The following is a 16,179-nucleotide window of genomic DNA, read 5'->3' as shown; positions in this document are numbered from 1 at the left end:
GAGGTTTCAACCTAGGGATAGTTAATGTCATGAGTGTAAATAGTGAGTCTAGTACCCAGCGCACCGTATTAATTGCCGATGACTCGCAGACTGAACGAGTCAAATTACGGCAAACGCTTGAACAAGCTGGCTATAAAGTCATTGAAGTCCAATCCGGTAATGAGGCCAAACTCGCAGCAGTGGAGCACCATCCCGATTTAATTATGCTGGATATCATTATGGACAATGGTGATGGCTATCAGGCTTGTCGCGCCATTAAACGCAACACCGCCACCCAGCATATTCCCGTGCTTATGGTATCAGGCAAAAACAATCCCGTAGATAAGCTATGGGCGGAAAAACAAGGTGCTAGTGGCTATATTACTAAACCCTATGAGGCACAAGATATTTTAAGCGGTATTGCCGCACTTACCCTGCCCTAAGTCGTCACGCTAACCCCCATTGAGAGTGATGCATTACTAGTAGAGGATATTATTTATTATGAGTGTCGAAGCTGTAGCAACCCCAGCGACCCGCCCCGTCGCACCCCTAACCCAATTTTACTATCAAGTAGGTACTCACGCGCTATTACTAGAACCCGATACAATGGCGGAGGTATTATTACAAGCCACACTATCCCCCCTACCTTTCCCGCCGCATTGGTGTAAAGGTTTAGTGGCGGTACGGGGTGATTTTTATCCCTTAGTGGATATGTACTATATTCTATACGGTCAAACTAGCCCGCTTAAGCAACCCAAGCTCCTCTGGCTCAAACCGGCTCAAAGCTCAGCCATTGTCGTAACCTGTGATAGTTACCCTAAAGTGCTGAAATTCGATATTCCCCCCACACCGCGCTCTCAAGAATCACTCCTGCCGAGCTGGGTTCAAGGTGTTGTGAGTTATGAAGCCAAAAAGCTCTTAGTGGCTGATCATCGCACGCTCATTCAACGACTCAAACAAGCCTCTCATTAATGACTGATTACCACTATCGCTAGGACTCAAGCAGGACTTTATTATGGTCAGGGATAAAACAACTAAACACAGCATACTCAGCAAACTTACGGTGGCACGGCGCATTTATTTATTACTGAGTATTTCATTATTAGTCTTAACCGCATTAGGAGCGGCAGGCTTATTAGCACTTAACACTAACTATCTCGCCTTTACCAATATTGGGACACGCATTAATACCCTATACGCAAGCCAAGATGCTTTATTATTATTAAATCGTGACTATCGCCTTACCCTACACGAACTCAATGCCAATATGATCTCGGCAAACACCGCAAAAGATCGCCTGACCGCTGCCGAGCAACGTCTCCGCTCAGAATTATTGCCGCTATTTGCCTATAACGAAAAAAATAAGACCTCACCCCAACCTCAGCGCCCTAGAAGGCAAGACAAATCGACCCTTGAAGCGATGAATAGCTTGCAAACCCTCTTGACCGAAGCGATTACTCTAGTCAACAGCAAAAATCCTACTGAACTCAATCGTTTTATTCGCGAGGATTTAGCAAAAAAAATCTCCCCCATTGTGCGTGATCTATCCACCACGGTGTCATCGGATCTCAATAGCACCCGTCTTGATCTTGCCCAAGGTTTAGATCAGTCGTCGCGCTTAGTAAAGCAAGCTAGCTTAGCGATTCTAGGTGCATTGATCTTGACCGTATTATTAGGTTATTGGATTTATCGTTCTATTTCCTTATCTATCAAACGCTTAATTAGCACTATTCGCGACGTGGAGGCGGGGCATTTAAACTCTCGTGTCGAATTACCGGGGAAAGATGAATTAGCCGAACTGGGTAATAATTTTGATCGTATGATGGATGAACGTCTCACTATTCAAGCGCGAATTGACCGTGAGCATAAAAACCTCAATGAATCAGTCTATGGCCTACTCCAAGCGGTATCGGATTTAAGTGATCGTAATCTTACCGTGCGGGCTAAAGTCACTGAGGATGCCACCGGCCCCCTAGCGGATGCGATTAATCAACTCGCTGAAGATACCACCGATGTCCTAAAACAAGTCCGTCAGATTGCCTTTGCCGTAGAAAATACCTCATTAGATGTCAATCAACACGCCCAATCGGTCAATCAACTCGCGCAACTCGAACAAACCGAAGCACAAGAAACCCAGCAACAGCTCAATGAAGTATTACAACGCTTTGATACTATTGCAGACTCCGCTCAACGCGCCAATCAAGTAGCGACCACCACCGGCAATGCCACCGCTAAAACCCAAGAGACAGTGACTCGCACCCTCGATAATCTGCAAACGATTCGCGATGGTGTCAAAGAAACCAGCAAACGCTTGAAACGCCTAGGTGAACGCTCGCAAGAAATTTCTAATATTATTACCTTAATTAATAATATTGCCGAACGGACGACTGTTCTCGCTCTCAATGCCAGTATGCAAGCCACGGCTGCTGGTGAGGCGGGGCGTGGCTTCTCATTAATTGCGGAAGAAATTCAACGCCTTGCTGAAAGCTCGCGCGACTCAACCGAGCAAATTGCAACCCTAGTTTATAATATTCAACAAGAAGCAAATATCACGATTTCCACCATGGAAAAAGCGATTGAGCAAGTCATTACCGGCTCTGATCTAGCGGAAGAAACCGCGACCCAAATGCGGGTGACGCTCAAGGCTACTAATGAATTGATTGATTCCGTTGAACAAATCGCTACTTCTTCTGCCGATCAAGTTGCTTTAAGCCGCGCGATTCAAGTACGTGCTGAGCGTATTTTAGAAGCCACTCAAACCACGGGGCGTGAGTTAAGTTCCTTAACCCATCTGACTAAAACCATGACAGATTACAGCCGTCGCTTGGTATCCTCTGTCAATGTCTTTAAACTCGAAGGGTAATTGTCATGGATGATTTACGCGCCTTTGCTGGCGAGATGGAGGAAGTAGCCCAGCAACTTACGCTTTATCAAGCACAAAGCGCTGAGGCACTGCTAGACCCTGCATTAGCGGCGGCATTAGTGGAGAATATTCAAGCAGAGTATCAACGTTTAGTTATGGCAGCGAGCTTCTATCACTTGCCTGCATTCAGTGCCTTAGCCGCTCATATTGATACGTTATTAAATCAATACCGTGAGCTGATTCCAGAGGCAGGCGTTGAATTATTGCAATTAGGTTTGCTGACTCAATGGCTAGAACTAGGCTCTGCTAGCCTACGAGATACGGCTATTGATGCTCATCTCCCCGCGCTACATCAAGCACTCACGCACGAGGCTTGGCCTGAGCCGCTGCCTAATGGCTTGATTGAGGACTTTTTGATTGCACTACGTCAACTAGGGCAATCCGCTAGTGATATTTCCCCCACGCCCTTGCCTCCAGCACCGGCTAATAATACCTTTACCCCTTCGACCACGCCCTCTCATACCGCATTGCGTTGGTCACCGGATACCCACCCTGAACTGTTAGCGGCCTATTTACAAGAAACACCTCAGCAAATTGAGCAAGCCTGTGCCTTAATGCAGCTCATTACTAAACAACAAGCTAATGCTGAGCAAAAACGCCAAGCAGTGCGCTTAGCCCACACTATTAAAGGGTCTAGTGCGGTATTAGGTATTCAGCCCTTAGTCCAATTTACCCATCGCTTAGAGGATCTATTAGAGCTACCCATTGACCCGTGGCTCTCTCATGGGTTAGAGGAGACGCTCAGTGCAGCAGCAGATCATTTAGCCCTCTTGTTTGATAATCTCCTCTCACAAGGGGAGCTACCCGAACAACATGAAGCGTTAGTACTAGGCTTAGGCGCTTGGATTGATCGGATTAAAGTAACCCCTGCGCCTGTTGCAGTCAGCACTGCACAAAACCTATCCCCAACACCAGTCATTGAAGAGGCTAATGCACTAGTCCTGCCACTATTACCCGACTTTATTACCGTAGGGGACTATAGCGAGACGCGCACAACACCGGCCCCTACGGGTTCCTCCAGCGCTATTCATGTCCCCACCGAAGTGTTGCAATCCTTATTAAATTTAGCCGGAGAAACCATTACCTGTAATGCCCGTTTGCAGGCTCAGGCTCATACCGCCGAAGGGCAACTCCAGCAAACAACGCAACACGATCAACGCATTCAGCGTTTATTTGAAGAGCTAGAGGATTCCATTGAAAATCAGGCAAATACTAGCAAAATCAACCATAAAACCACTGCGACGGATGAGCTAGTATTAGAGGATTATCACGCTTTATACAGTACCTATAGTTTATTGGCAGAGTCCTTATTAGATACTCGTGAACTCAATCGCCAACTGCGCCAAACCCTGCGCGATATGCAAGAGCAAATTCAACGCCAAAAACATTGGCAACAAGAATTAAGCGCTAAATTACTCGGTACCCGCCTGGTTACAGTCAGTAGTTTAATCAATCGGCTAGAACGTGCGGTACGGGAAACCTGTCGCAGCACCAATAAAAAAGCCCGAATTGAATTTCAAGGCACCGAGCTGCAATTAGATACCGATATTTTACAAGCTCTTCAAGCCCCGCTATTGCATATGGTACGCAATGCTATTGATCACGGGATTGAATCACCTGAGCAGCGTACCGAACAAGGCAAGCCCATAGAGGGTTTATTAACCCTTCACTTTACCCGCCATCAAGGGCATATTCGCATTACCTTAAGAGATGATGGGATAGGACTAAATCTAGCGGCTATTCGCACTCATGCTGAAGCTCAAGGCTTAGTCAGTGCTGAGCAAACCTTGAGTGAACAGGAGATTATGCAACTGATACTCTTGCCCGGCTTTAGTACCCGCACGACGGTGAGTGAAACTTCTGGGCGGGGCGTGGGTATGGATGTGGTCTACCATGCGGTTCACCAATTGCGTGGACAACTACGTCTAGCTTCAGAACCTAATCAAGGCACTAGTATTCTGATTGAAATCCCCTTAACCCTAGTAACCACTCAAGCACTCATCGCGCGCGTTGGCAAGCATTGGGTAGCGATACCAGCCGATACGATTACTCAAGTAGTACAAATCGACAGTAGTGCTCAATCGGAGCAGCAAGGGCAATGGGTAGCTCAATTTGAGGGTGCTACACTACCTGTCTATACCTTGGCTAGTTTACTGGAATGGGATAGTAGCGATCAGGTTGATGTTGGTGCCCATCAATCGTTTTTACTCATTGATAATGGCAGGGAAAGGCTTTTCCTCGGTGTGGATGAACTCACAACCGTACAGGATATAGTTGTTAAAAGCTCATCACCTTGGTATAACCTCAGTCGCTTTGTATACGGTGCGAGTATTTTGCCTAATGGTCATTTAGCTCCGGTACTCGATTTACAACGCTTATTAACGGTGGACTTTTCACCTCAGCGCCGCTATCAACGCCACCGTTCTGGCCCAATCTCAACAACAGCACGTCAGCAAACCACTTTATTAGTGGTCGATGATTCGCTTAGCAATCGTAAAGCCATGACCCAGATATTAGAGCCTTTGGGCTATCATGTTTTGACTGCGCGTGATGGCTATAATGGCCTAGAAATACTGCGTCAAGAATCAGTCGATTTAATCTTAACTGATCTAGAAATGCCCAATATGAATGGTTTAGAGTTAACCCATGCCTTACGCGTTTGGCCTGAAAAACAAGCACTACCCGTGGTTATGTTAACCTCACGCAGCACTCAAAAGCATCGTCAAATGGCGCTTGAGGCCGGTGTCAATGCCTATTTAACCAAGCCGGTTGACCCTACCGCATTACGGGCTCAATTGGATGCACTTTTAGCCTGAATAGTAAGCGAGTCGTACCCTCAACTGGCCACGGAGCAATTAGGATGAGCGAGCAACCGAATCATATTTTACGGATTTATTTGCATGAGTTAGCGGAAAAGGATGCCGCTATTATTACCCGTGTGGTTAATTTCAGTAGTTCACAAGGTAAACCCTATGTGCTACACCCCAATCCGGCTGAATCTCATATTTTAATCGTCGCGGGCGATACCCCCGTACAAACACAAAATCCTATTCCCATTATTCGCATTCACCATCAGGTCATTGCGCCACAAGAGCTACTCTTAGCACCACCTTTACTGGTGACTAGGGTCATGCGGGTGCTGGATGAGGCGGTTAATCAGTTAAGAGCCGCGCAAACGCCGAGTGCTACGGAGGCTCAAACGGCTCATGCATTACAGTTGTCAGCACCGAATACGACCCTACCTGAGCCAATCCTCCCCACACCGGAACCTACAGGCCAGACGCTACTAGCGTTGATTATTGATGATAGTCTGGCTATTCGGACGCAATTAGCGATTGAATTACGCAATATGAATATTGCCTGTGAGCAAGCGGAAGATGGAGAACGAGGTCTAGCACTCTTAGAGCAAAAATCTTACCATATGATCTTCTTGGATATTATTATGCCGGGTATCGATGGTTATGAAGTGTGTAAACAAATTCGCCAACGCGCTGCAACCCGCAAAACCCCCATTATTATGCTCAGTGGCAAAGATACTCCTTTGGATGAGGTAAAAGGTATTATAGCGGGGGCGACCACTTATTTAACCAAGCCAGTTAATCCTGAGCGGCTACAACAAACCATAGGACGAATGACACGCTGGCTACGCTGAGTTTTTTTAGTATGTTGATTGATGATCCTTTATTTTACCTCTTGGCTATTCCTGCGATTTTAATTGCAGGGATTTCTAAAGGTGGCTTTGGCGGCGGTTTAGGTGTGGTTTCCGTACCCTTAATGGCACTTGCCATTGATCCGGTCGTGGCAGCAGCTATTATGTTGCCTATTTTATGTTCTATGGATTTAATGGGCTTAAAAGCCTATTGGCAACGTTGGAATATTGAACAGATCAAAATCATTGTTCCGGCGGCAATGATTGGCATTGCACTAGGCACCCTAACAGCTCAATACTTACGGGCGAGTGATGTTAAATTATTAGTAGGCCTCATTGCCGTCGGCTTTGCCTTGTATCATTGGCTTAAACCTTATCTACTCCCCCATATTCAAGCCGCTCAAACCAGTGCCACTAAAGGACGGTTCTGGGCAATGATTGCAGGCTTCACCAGCTTTATTGCTCATGCCGGTGGGCCGCCGATTAGTGTGTATTTATTACCGCTAAAATTACCGCGCACCGAGTATCAAGCCACCAGCATTTTGTTTTTTACCCTCGTCAATTATATCAAGCTGATACCCTACACCAGCATGGGGCAGTTTAGTACCACTAATATCATGACTTCATTAGTGTTATTACCCCTCGCCTTTTTGGGCATGAAGCTAGGTTTTATTTTACATCATCGTGTCTCGGATACTTTATTTTATCGAGTGGCCTATATCTTGCTCTTTATTACAGGTAGCAAATTACTTTGGGATGGAGTCGCGGGTTTTTTATGACCTAGACCATTTATCTCGTCCCGAATCAGTTGAGGTTCAACTTTGCTAGTATGTTAATATAACCCACAATATCCCATAATGAGTGATTGGAGAGAGCATGTTTCGTTACGGAATCAAAGTGCTTGAGGTCAAGCATGGCTATAAATCGTATTTAGCGATTAAAAATCTAGGCAAACTCGGTATTAATGACGTAAAGGATGGTGTCACTAAGGGTGATATTTTAGGAATTTGGGAGTTTGGCGAGCGTGATCTCAATAAGCTAAAATTATGGCAAGCTAAAATGCAAACCGAAATGCGTAGCCTAACCGATGCCGGTGTCACCTATACTAACTATGTCTATCACGATGAATTAGGCTGGCAACCCATTGCTCAATTAGACTCGCTCTTGCAAAAAGATGTTCAGACCTTACAGTTTGTGATTGAGCGTGATCAGCAAGCTTTTGCGGCTTTAAAACGTTATCAGCACAATGATAATCCTACTCAAGCCCTCGATGAGCTGATTAGCCTTATGCCGGATGAAACGCGGGCAGTACTTTATGATGCAGGGCCTAGTCCTAGCTTCAATACACGCCTGCATCGCATGTTACCGATGCTAGATAACGCCGAAACTCGGATGTTAGCTTATGAACTCGACAGTCATGTGCGCCGCCAATCGGTTAATCTAGGCACTAATTTCTTTAGCACACCCACCCCTAATCCGGCACCGGCTCCCCAATCGACCCCCATAGTGCCGCCTATTGCGCCCCCTTTAGAAGCCGAGTATCAAATTGTTGAAGAAACAGCGCTACATACACCCCCCCCCCATGAGCCTCCACCGCTCCCAACGGTCGAAACGCCACCACTCTCTCTGAACACACCTGATGCAAATATCACTCTCTCAGAGGTGGATACTGTTAGTACCCAACCCCATGATCTAAATAGCAAAGTAACCATGGAATCCTTACTTAACACGCCTACAGATACGAAGCCTCAAACCGTGACGCGCACTACGAAGCTGGCGATGCAGGAGGAGACTCCGAATTTATCTGCAATACCTTGGTGGCTATTGGGGGTGATTGCTCTATTACTGCTGCTGGTGGCATGGTTGGGCTAAATGGCTCAACCGCTTCTTGTTTTGGCTCTCCGGTAAACATCCGCACGATACGGTGCGGTAATTGTTTAATATCATCCAAAATCATATATAACACCGGCACCAAAAATAGCGACAATAAAGTCCCGAATAACACCCCAAACCCTAAAGACACCGCCATAGGAATTAAAAACTGGGCTTGCGTACTTTTATCCAAAATCAGGGGAGCTAAGCCACCAAAGGTCGTAATCGAGGTCAGTAAAATCGGTCTAAAACGCGCTCCACCCGTGCGACGAATCGCTTGCTTAATCGGAACGCCCTGCTCTAATTGGCGATTAACAAAGTCGACAAATACCAATGAATCATTAATCACCACCCCCGCTAAGGCTAATCCGCCGAGTAAGCTACTAATACTCAGATCCATATCCAGCAACACATGTCCGCCTAACATGCCAATAAAGCTAAAAGGAATCACCAGCATGACTAGAATCGGTTGGGCATAGGATTTTAAAGGAATAGCTAATAAGACATAGATACTCATGAGCGCAATACCAAATCCTGAGATCAATGATTGGCTAAACTCTTGCTGCTCGCGCTGCTCCCCTTCGGCATCAAAGCCAACACCCGGATAATCTTTTAATAGTTCTACCACATAGGTTTTAATACTGGCCCCTACTGCCGTGGCATCGACCTTTTCCTTATCGAGGTCTGCGGTGATATTAATAATACGCTTGCGATCTACCCGTGAAATTTTGGAGCGTCCTTGGCCTATTTTTACCTCTGCCACCTCTGTTAGGGGTAGCTCTGCACCATTAGGCGTACGGATTTTCAAATTTTGTAAATCGGATAAGGAATAACGCTCCTCTTTAGGATAACGTATCATCACTTTAACATCCGACTGATTACGTGGAATACTTTGCGCTTCTGCTCCAAATACCGCTTGGCGTACCTGAGTCCCTAAACTGGTCAAGGTTAAACCCAGTTGCTCCGCCTCAGGACGAATACGCAACTGCACCTCGGTTTTGCCACTTTCAAAGCTATTTTTAATATCAAATAACCCGTCATAATCGGCTAGTTTCTCTTTAATTAACTCCCCGACTTCATTCAGTTCATCAAAGCTAACACCCGTTAATTGAATATTAATTGGCTCTCCGGCTCGTCCTATTTCAGCGCGGAAACTTAACTCTTGCGCGCCGGGAATATCACCGATGAGGCGCTGCCATTCGCTGGCAATTTCACGGGTTTTAACCGGATTCATGCGTTTTTCGGGAGCGCTGACCTCAAAGGAAATACCCGCCACATGCGACTGACCGCTACTAGAGGCACGCGAACTGCCGCCACTCGGTGTACCTACTGTCATAAGGATATGCTGAATCACACTGCTGCCATCTGGCTCTAAATATTTAGCTTGCAAGTCCTCAGCCATGCTACGCATACGCTCAATATGGCGGGAGGTAACTTCAATAGGAGTACCCTCCGTCATACGCAAGGTAGCGGATACTACCTCGCTTTCAATACGGGGGAAAAATACATACTTATAACGTCCACTCGCTAATAAGGTTATACTTAGCAGGAGTAATACAATGAAAATAGCTAATACCAAATAGCGCCAATGCAACACCATTTCTAAAAAGGGGCGGTGAACATAATTAATATAGCCATTAATAGTCGCTGAAACGCCCCGTTGTAAATAACCTAAAGGATCCCAACGACTAGGCTTTTCAATCGACAACGTACTTAAATGCGCCGGTAGAATCAGCTTAGATTCTATGAGTGAAAAAATTAAAACGGGTATGACAATCAGGGGAATCTGGGCAAAAATCGGCGCTCTATCCCCTTCTAGTAATAATAAGGGCATAAAGGCCGCCACAGTGGTTAAGACCCCAAAGGTCACTGGAACCGAAATTTCTTGCGTACCTTCAATCGCGGCTTTAAGTGGATCTTCATGATTTAGCAAATGGCTATAGACATTATCACCTGTGACAATCGCATCATCCACCACAATACCCAGCACCAAAATAAAGGCAAACATGCTCATTAGATTTAGCGTAATACCAATTTCTGGCATAGTCGCTAGCGCACCTAGAAAACTAATCGGTATACCGGCACTCACCCAGAGGGCAATAGAAAATCTTAAAAATAGCGCTAAACAAATCACGACCAATAACATGCCTTGTATGGCATTGACCAGCAATAGGCTCAAACGCGCCTCAATAACCTTAGAATCATCCCGCCAATAACTCAGCTCCACCCCCGCAGGCAGCGTTTCCATGCGTCGCTCAATATAATCCTTCACGGTAGTGGCTAAAGTAATCGCATTTTGATCACCCACGCGATACACATCTATAAAAGCCGCCGCTCGCCCATCAAAATTACTATACAAAGGGTCATCATTAAAACCATCGACAATGGTCGCAATATCGCCCAAGCGAATCCGCGTGCCATTTTCACGGCTGAGAATACTAATATTGGCAAACTCATCCTTACGATAGGCCTGCCCTAAGGCACGCACTAATACATCACCCGCGCTGGTTTTAATCGTGCCGCCCGGAATATCGCGCGAGGAGGCGCGAATAGCTGAAGCAACGGAGTCAAGGGTTAGACCATATTGCTCTAAGGCGGCTTTCGGAATACTAATCGTGATCTCCCACGGACGTACCCCGCTCATGGTTAACTGAGTAATGCCCGGCAAACTGCGTAACTCATCCCGAATCTGCTCGGTGGTACGGCGTAATTGCACCTCATCATTACCATCCATTGCCACGACCACGGTAATCAAATCCCGTAAACGTGTGACCTGCTCCACCACCGGACGCTCGGCATCCTCTGGTAAGCGTCCAATGACACCATCCACCCGTGTTTTTATTTCATTTAGGGCTTTCGCAAAATCGTAATCATCCCGAATCTCTGTTCTAATCTGAGCCGAGCCTTCATTGGCATTGCTGTAAATACGTTTAATACTGGCTAAATCAGCAATTGCATCCTCGATTCTTAATATAATACTTTCCTCAACCTCCGCCGGTGTCGCACCAGGATAAGAGACCGAGATATTCACCACATTCATTTCAAAGGCAGGAAAGGCTTCTAAGGTGATTTTTTTCCATACCGCATATACCCCAAAGATAATAATGGCTAGCATTAAAAGATTAGCTGCCACCGGATTACGCGCAAACCATGCAATCATTCCACCTTGCATTATTGACCTCCTGACTCATTAGCTTCAGTGCGAGGACGTCGCCGCTCGCCCTGTGGTGCTTGATTACCCTTTTGCTCTTGCGTAGAGCTACTCTCAGTCGAGGGGGAAGTATCCGCCAGGTCAGGTTTGTTTTGTCTACCCCTACGCTTTTTCTGCCCTGCGAGTGCGACTGCCATGCCTTCACTGGCTTGAGCTAAGGGGGTAATAATGACAGGTTCGGTCAGTGGTTCTGAGGGGCGAATGACAATCTCTTCCTCATTCGTCCATAAGGTTTCAATCGGCACCACATGCACTTTACTCTCGCGTAGCACTAAAATATCGCGGTTTTGACGCACGGTTGCCGGCGGCACCACATACACATCAGTTAAAGTACGCGCGGGTAAAACCGCCTTGAGAAATTGCCCAATTTTCAAGGTTTCGGCATGTTCCCCCGTGAAAGGCTGATCAATCCGTGCCACTACGGTAATTTGCCGACTTTGTGAGTCGAGTGTGGCGCGGGTGCCGGTGACTTGTCCTACCCAATGCTGATTACTTTTGCCAAAAGGCAAACTCAACTCCACCTTAGGATAGTCCTTGGTCTTGGCATTGCGTCCGGTGGGTAAATCTAATAGGGCATACTGCGCTAAAGTAAGCGGGATATCGACCTCAACATAATCCGCCGCATAAATCACTGCCACGGTATTATTCGCCGAAACATACTGCCCAATATCCACATTTTTCTGCAAAATCCGACCACTATAAGGGGCAACAATTTTAGTGCGCCCAAGATTACGTTCTTGTTGTAAACGTTGTGTTTTATTGGTTTCGATATTGGCTAGTAAACTATCGCGCTTGGTGTCAAAGGTGGCTAACTGCCCTTTTAGGTTCTCAATCGATTGCAATTGTTGCGTCACGGCTTGCTGTTGCTGTATGACTTGTTGGTCTTGTTGTACCGCGCTTTGATCGTATTGTATGACTTGCTGTTGATTGGTTTCTAATTGTTGGCGCTGCTGTACTATCGCTTGCTCTTGCTGCACGATGGACTGCTGCAATTGCACAATAGCCTGCTCTTGCTGTACCACTTTTTGCTGCGCTGTTTCCACCTCAGCACGGGGTATTAAACGCTGATTCCATAGTTTTTGCGCTCGCCCTAATTCTTGTTTGCTAATCAATAGATTTTTTTGCGCTAGACTTAAATTACGCTGAGCAAGCTGTAGATTTTTTTGGACTAGGCCAATATTTTGCTGGGTTAAAGTCCGGGTATTTTGAATACTAGGGGCTTGACGCGCGACATTCTGACGATTTTTTTGGGCTAATTGCAGATTCCTTTGAATATCCCCTAAATTACGCTCGGCGAGCTTAATAGTATTAAGTACATTTTGCTCTTCCAGATCTAATTGCCGTAGAGCCGCCTGATTAGCCGCTATGCTGCTATCTACAATACGAATACTATCTTGATAATTCGTGTCATCTAGCGTCAGTAATATATCGCCTTTTTCAAAATAGCCACCCTCCCGAAAATGAGGGGCTAAATCGATTACCCTACCCGCTACTTCGGATACTAAATTAGATTGAGCGCGGGCTTTCACCGTGCCAGAAGCACGAACCAAGACGGTATAATCACGGGGTGCAAAGGTTTCTACCTCCACCACAGGGGTACGATCCACCGGAGGACGTTTAGGCGGCTCAGGAGCAGAATCCATTAAATACTTAGCTAACCCCAAACCCAATCCTAATACCACAAAAGGAAGTATTATTTTTAATAATATTATCAAATACTTAAACATGAAATAGTTAGCCTTATTAAAAAACAACAGCACGCAGCCTGTTAGTGTAACCTGCGAAAGTGTAAAGAAAAGGGATTTATCCCATAGAAATAGAATCCTAACTAGGCCAAGTAGGATTTAACCTAAGAGCCACTAATAGGTAGCTATCCTATATAAAGCCTTGATCTATAAAATATAACTATTAAAATTATTAACAGATTTATATAGCCCACCTATCCCTACAACCTCCCCCTCTATCTCGCCCCACCTTTATCTATTTCACCAATAACCTACATTATTAAGGGTGAAAGATAGTATTTTAAGGAAAAAGATGATGACTAGCATGGTTTACCCTTCTATTACCTTGGTTAGCACTACCCCCATTGCCAATAGAGGAATTCATAGCTCTAATCCTAATATTGGTCCGAACAAAACTATTAAACCAAACCCTATTAGTGCTGATCAATTACAATCACTTATTTCCCTATTAATGAATCTGATTAAATCATTACAAGGAAACCCACCGAAACAAACCATAACGTCCGCCCCACAAGAGCCTGTTCAAATTGGCCCCGCCAGTGTAGGTACAACGATTGGAGAAGTCCCACTCCCCTTCCCCTTTCCTTTCGATCCATCACAAAATAAAGTATTGAATAACTCAGACATAGTGACGATTAATAATCAGCAATACTCCATTGGAGCGCTCAAGTCATTAGCTGATGATTTTGAAGCCTCCAACTATGTACCAAAAGGCCCTGGTTTTACAGCCATGATGGTGTCTAAATCATGGGGTTCAGGTGGTTCTGCGTATACTGAAGCATTTGAACGCTTTGTTAGAGAGCAGTATCCCAATGGTTTAATGTAGATACCGTCAAACCTGCGTGACAAGCACCCCGATCTGTGCTTACAATCCTCGCAACTCTCGGGGTGCTTACTATAAGCTGAGACATCAACTGATGGACCCGTAGAACCTGATCCGGCTAATACCGGCGTAGGGAAGAGTCAGCACGAGTCCATATCTCATCCGTACTTTCCTTGCGTCGTTATGCCCTTTACCCCAAAAGGATATACGACATGAATGCAACCACCCTTACCCCTAAAAACTCCCTACTCCCCGCTCCCCTTGAAGCGAGTCGCAAAGTCTATATTGCACACCCTACTAATCCCGCTATTCGAGTCCCCCTGCGCGAAGTCGCACTGACCGATGGCACGACTATCACCCTCTACGATACCTCTGGCGCTTATACTGATTCTAATCATAGTATTGATTTAGCTAAAGGTTTACCCGCTTTAAGAGCTACTTGGCTAAATCATGATGAGAATACCGAACGCTATACCTCAACCTTAAAAGCCAGTACTCGCCCCCTACGTCGCGCTAAATCAGGTCGCCGCATCACCCAACTCCACTATGCCCGCCAAGGTATCATTACCCCTGAGATGGAATTCATTGCGCTACGCGAAAATCAACGCCGCGAAGCCATAAACAATGAATTCACCACCGCTGAACGTAATCAACGCTTAAAAGGCAATGCATTAGGGGCAAATCTACAACCGATTACTGCTGAATTTGTGCGCGATGAAGTGGCTCGCGGTCGTGCCATTATTCCTGCCAATATTAATCACCCCGAACTCGAACCCATGATTATCGGGCGTAATTTTTTGCTCAAGGTCAATGCCAATATCGGTAACTCCGCACTAGGCTCTAGTATTGAAGAAGAGGTCGAAAAATTAGTATGGGCCACACATTGGGGCGCGGATACCGTGATGGACTTATCCACTGGAAAAAATATTCACGAAACCCGTGAGTTTATTCTGCGTAATTCACCCGTTCCGATTGGTACGGTTCCCCTGTATCAAGCCTTAGAAAAAGTGCAGGGAGTGGCTGAAGACCTTACTTGGGAAATTTTCCGCGACACCCTGATTGAACAAGCCGAGCAAGGGGTTGATTATTTCACGATTCATGCCGGTGTGCGTTTGGCTCATATTCCGCTGACGGTGGATCGGGTGACAGGTATTGTGTCGCGCGGTGGCTCTATTATGGCGAAGTGGTGTATTGCTCATCATCAAGAGAGTTTTCTCTATACCCATTTCCGCGACATTTGCGAGATTATGCAAGCCTATGATGTGAGCTTTTCCTTAGGCGATGGCTTACGCCCCGGCTCCCTTGCTGATGCAAATGATGCGGCTCAATTTGCTGAATTAGAAACCTTAGGTGAACTCACCAAAATAGCGTGGGAGTATGATGTACAGGTCATGATTGAAGGCCCCGGACATGTGCCTATGCACCTGATTCAAGCCAATATGGATAAGCAACTAGCCTGTTGTGATGAAGCCCCTTTTTACACCTTAGGCCCCCTAACCACCGATATTGCCCCCGGCTATGATCACATTACTAGCGGAATTGGTGCGGCTATGATTGGCTGGATGGGTTGCGCTATGTTGTGTTATGTCACCCCCAAAGAACACTTAGGCCTACCTAATCGGGATGATGTCAAAACCGGACTGATTGCCTACAAAATCGCTGCCCATGCCGCCGATGTAGCAAAAGGTCATGCAGGCGCACGTTATCGGGATGATATGCTCAGCAAGGCTCGCTTTGAATTCCGTTGGGAAGATCAATTTAATCTCTCTCTTGATCCAGTTACTGCACGCGCTTTTCATGATGAAACCCTGCCTAAACCAGCGGCTAAGGTTGCTCATTTCTGCTCCATGTGTGGCCCTAAATTTTGCTCCATGAAAATTACGCAAGAAGTCCGTGACTATGCCCAAAAGGGTATGGCTGAGAAGTCCCTACAATTTCGTGAGTTAGGCGCTGAAGTCTATGTGCCGCAGGAGTAAA

General features: G+C 46.1%; 11 protein-coding genes and 1 riboswitch. Of the genes, 9 read left to right on the top strand and 2 right to left on the bottom strand.

Features of this window, described 5'->3' with window-relative positions; genetic code table 11:
* The first annotated feature begins 29 nt into the window (after positions 1-29).
* From A3IK_RS0110540 to A3IK_RS21335, 7 genes are all read left to right on the top strand, one after another.
* On the top strand, positions 30-422 hold the full coding sequence (locus A3IK_RS0110540; protein ID WP_020559943.1) for a response regulator: 393 nt from the start codon (positions 30-32) through the stop codon (positions 420-422).
* Positions 423-480: 58 nt separating this feature from the next.
* Complete coding sequence (locus A3IK_RS0110535) at positions 481-951, top strand: chemotaxis protein CheW (protein WP_020559942.1); 471 nt, start codon at positions 481-483, stop codon at positions 949-951.
* A 43-nt stretch (positions 952-994) separates the two neighbouring features.
* A complete protein-coding gene (locus A3IK_RS0110530; RefSeq protein WP_020559941.1) occupies positions 995-2,842 on the top strand; it encodes a methyl-accepting chemotaxis protein in 1,848 nt (615 codons plus the stop codon).
* Positions 2,843-2,847: 5 nt separating this feature from the next.
* Entirely contained in the window at positions 2,848-5,718 is a 2,871-nt protein-coding gene (locus A3IK_RS0110525) for a hybrid sensor histidine kinase/response regulator (RefSeq protein ID WP_020559940.1), read from the top strand.
* 44 nt (positions 5,719-5,762) lie between these two features.
* Positions 5,763-6,554, top strand: coding sequence for a response regulator (locus A3IK_RS20355; RefSeq protein ID WP_020559939.1), 792 nt, complete (start codon positions 5,763-5,765; stop codon positions 6,552-6,554).
* An 11-nt stretch (positions 6,555-6,565) separates the two neighbouring features.
* Entirely contained in the window at positions 6,566-7,330 is a 765-nt protein-coding gene (locus A3IK_RS0110515) for a sulfite exporter TauE/SafE family protein (RefSeq protein WP_020559938.1), read from the top strand.
* A gap of 97 nt (positions 7,331-7,427) precedes the next feature.
* Positions 7,428-8,423 carry a hypothetical protein gene (locus A3IK_RS21335; protein WP_162596643.1) on the top strand — a complete coding sequence of 332 codons (996 nt, stop codon included), beginning with the start codon at positions 7,428-7,430 and terminating at the stop codon, positions 8,421-8,423.
* On the opposite strand, the gene A3IK_RS0110505 is transcribed toward A3IK_RS21335, so the two are convergent.
* On the bottom strand, positions 8,317-11,595 hold the full coding sequence (locus A3IK_RS0110505) for an efflux RND transporter permease subunit (RefSeq protein ID WP_020559936.1): 3,279 nt from the start codon (positions 11,593-11,595) through the stop codon (positions 8,317-8,319). The two genes, A3IK_RS21335 and A3IK_RS0110505, sit on opposite strands and share 107 nt — an antisense overlap.
* Positions 11,595-13,361, bottom strand: coding sequence for an efflux RND transporter periplasmic adaptor subunit (locus A3IK_RS0110500; protein ID WP_020559935.1), 1,767 nt, complete (start codon positions 13,359-13,361; stop codon positions 11,595-11,597). Before A3IK_RS0110500 ends, A3IK_RS0110505 begins: the two co-directional genes overlap by 1 nt.
* 310 nt (positions 13,362-13,671) lie before the next feature.
* Between A3IK_RS0110500 and A3IK_RS0110495 the strand changes: the two genes are divergently transcribed.
* Positions 13,672-14,205: a hypothetical protein gene (locus tag A3IK_RS0110495; RefSeq protein ID WP_162596642.1), complete on the top strand. Its 534-nt coding sequence runs from the start codon at positions 13,672-13,674 to the stop codon at positions 14,203-14,205.
* A gap of 48 nt (positions 14,206-14,253) precedes the next feature.
* Positions 14,254-14,355, top strand: a riboswitch (TPP riboswitch).
* A gap of 59 nt (positions 14,356-14,414) precedes the next feature.
* Positions 14,415-16,178 (top strand): phosphomethylpyrimidine synthase ThiC, encoded by a 1,764-nt coding sequence (thiC, locus tag A3IK_RS0110490; protein WP_020559933.1) that lies wholly within the window; start codon positions 14,415-14,417, stop codon positions 16,176-16,178.
* Position 16,179: the final 1 nt, after the last annotated feature.

The organism is Thiofilum flexile DSM 14609 (assembly GCF_000380185.1).
GTDB classification, from domain to species: domain Bacteria; phylum Pseudomonadota; class Gammaproteobacteria; order Thiotrichales; family Thiotrichaceae; genus Thiofilum; species Thiofilum flexile.
The sequence above is the reverse complement of the archived record's forward strand: the minus strand, read 5'-3'. Positions and strand labels throughout refer to the sequence as shown.

Excerpts from the sequence above, each read along its gene's own strand:
- A3IK_RS21335 (WP_162596643.1), top strand. The coding sequence starts at position 7,428 with ATGTTTCGTTACGGAATCAAAGTGCTTGAGGTCAAGCATGGCTATAAA.
- A3IK_RS0110530 (WP_020559941.1), top strand. The coding sequence starts at position 995 with ATGGTCAGGGATAAAACAACTAAACACAGCATACTCAGCAAACTTACG.
- A3IK_RS0110495 (WP_162596642.1), top strand. The coding sequence starts at position 13,672 with ATGATGACTAGCATGGTTTACCCTTCTATTACCTTGGTTAGCACTACC.
- A3IK_RS0110500 (WP_020559935.1), bottom strand. The coding sequence starts at position 13,361 with ATGTTTAAGTATTTGATAATATTATTAAAAATAATACTTCCTTTTGTG.
- A3IK_RS0110540 (WP_020559943.1), top strand. The coding sequence starts at position 30 with ATGAGTGTAAATAGTGAGTCTAGTACCCAGCGCACCGTATTAATTGCC.
- A3IK_RS0110535 (WP_020559942.1), top strand. The coding sequence starts at position 481 with ATGAGTGTCGAAGCTGTAGCAACCCCAGCGACCCGCCCCGTCGCACCC.
- A3IK_RS0110505 (WP_020559936.1), bottom strand. The coding sequence starts at position 11,595 with ATGCAAGGTGGAATGATTGCATGGTTTGCGCGTAATCCGGTGGCAGCT.
- A3IK_RS0110525 (WP_020559940.1), top strand. The coding sequence starts at position 2,848 with ATGGATGATTTACGCGCCTTTGCTGGCGAGATGGAGGAAGTAGCCCAG.
- A3IK_RS0110515 (WP_020559938.1), top strand. The coding sequence starts at position 6,566 with ATGTTGATTGATGATCCTTTATTTTACCTCTTGGCTATTCCTGCGATT.
- thiC (WP_020559933.1), top strand. The coding sequence starts at position 14,415 with ATGAATGCAACCACCCTTACCCCTAAAAACTCCCTACTCCCCGCTCCC.
- A3IK_RS20355 (WP_020559939.1), top strand. The coding sequence starts at position 5,763 with ATGAGCGAGCAACCGAATCATATTTTACGGATTTATTTGCATGAGTTA.